Source organism: Streptomyces sp. NPDC058051, assembly GCF_042885475.1.
In the GTDB taxonomy this organism is placed as follows: domain Bacteria; phylum Actinomycetota; class Actinomycetes; order Streptomycetales; family Streptomycetaceae; genus Streptomyces.
The window spans coordinates 1-1,752 of the sequence record NZ_JBHVRW010000075.1; the positions used below are offsets into that span (position 1 = coordinate 1).

A 1,752-nucleotide genomic window follows, 5' to 3' on the forward strand; every position below is an offset into this window, starting at 1 on the left:
CCCCTCGACCACATCCACCTCATCGGCACCAATGCCGGCGCTGCTCAACGCCTGACGAATCACCCGCTGCTGCGACGGACCATTCGGCGCCGACAGGCCGTTACTGGCGCCGTCCTGGTTCAGCGCACTGCCCCGTACCACCGCCAGCACCCGATGACCGAGCCGCCGCGCATCCGACAACCGCTCCACCAACAACAACCCAACACCCTCACCCCAACCCGTCCCATCAGCAGCCTCCGCAAACGGCTTGCAACGACCATCCAGCGACAAACCCCGCTGCCGACTGAACTCCACAAACACGGTCGGCGTCGACAGGACGGTCACGCCACCGGCCAGGGCCAGCGAGCACTCACCGTTGCGCAGCGCCTGTACAGCGAGGTGCAGCGCCACCAACGACGACGAACACGCCGTATCCACCGTCACCGCAGGACCCTCAAGCCCCAACGCGTACGACACCCGACCCGACACGACGCTGCCCGCGCTGCCGGTGACGACGTAACCCTCCGCCTCGCCGACATTGCCTCCGTTCAAGCCCGGCCCGTAGTCCTGGAATGTGGCGCCGACGAACACGCCTGTGTCTGTCCCGCGCAGGCTGGTCGGGTCGATGCCTGCGTTCTCCAGCACCTCCCACGAGGTCTCAAGCAGCAACCGCTGCTGCGGATCCATCGCCAACGCCTCACGCGGCGAAATGCCGAAGAACTCCGCGTCGAAATCCGCGACGTTCCGAAGGAACGCTCCTTCGTGAACGTAGGACTTGCCAGGTTGATCCGGGTCGGGATCGTAGAGGCTCTCGACGTCCCAGCCCCGGTCGGACGGAAAGTCTCCTACCGCGTCCGTGCCCGAGACCACGAGGTCCCAAAGGGCCTCCGCCGACGTCACGCCACCCGGGTAGCGGCACCCCATCCCCACGATCACAATCGGATCGTCGTCGCCGCCGCCCGCAGCGGGCCTCTCCACACGGACCGGCTCCCGCTCCCCGCCCAGTTGCCTGCGCAGGAAGTTCGCGACGGCCTCCGGCGTCGGATAGTCGAAGACCAATGTGTCCGGCAACCGGTCCCCGGCGGCTGCGACGAGCCGGTTGCGGAACTCGATCGCCATCAGCGAGTCGAAGCCCAGTTCCTTGAACGGCCGCGCCAAATCCACCGAGTCCGGCTTCTTGTGGGCCAGTACGGTCGCGAGCTGGCCGCGCACCAGATTGCGCACGAGCTCAAGCCGGCCCGCCTCATCCAGGCCGGACAGTCGCTGCGCCAGCCCCGAACCGGTGCCCTCCGCGCCGGCCGCAGCGTTCTGGCGGCGGACCGGCAGCCGTACCAGGTCCTCGAACACCGCAGGCATCAGACCGTCGGCCGCCTGGGCTCGCAGAGCCGCAAAATCGATCGCCGCCGCCACTGGCCTCGGATGGTTGATGGTCAGTGCGGCGTCGAAGAGTTCCAGCGCCGCGTCCGTAGGCATCGGCTGGATGCCCGCACGCGCAAGGCGGGCCCGGTCCACCCGTCCCAGGTGTCCGGTCATGCCGCTGTCCTGGGCCCATAAGCCCCAAGCCACGGACATTCCTGGCAGGCCGCTGCCGCGCCGCTGCTCGGCAAGCGCGTCCAGGAACGCATTCGCGGCGGCGTAATTGGCCTGCCCAGCACTGCCCAGTACGCCCGCCACGGAGGAGAACGTCACGAACGCATCCAGGTCCATCCCACGAGTCAGCTCGTGCAGGTTCCAGGCCGCATCCACCTTCGCCGCCAACACCCGCTCCACCTG

At 68.1% G+C, this 1,752-nt stretch carries 1 protein-coding gene; it reads right to left on the reverse strand.

Annotated elements, in window-relative coordinates; translation table 11 throughout:
• Positions 1–1,752: beta-ketoacyl synthase N-terminal-like domain-containing protein (locus ACFVUT_RS37640; RefSeq protein ID WP_389671174.1), on the reverse strand; the 1,752-nt coding region annotated here is incomplete at both ends.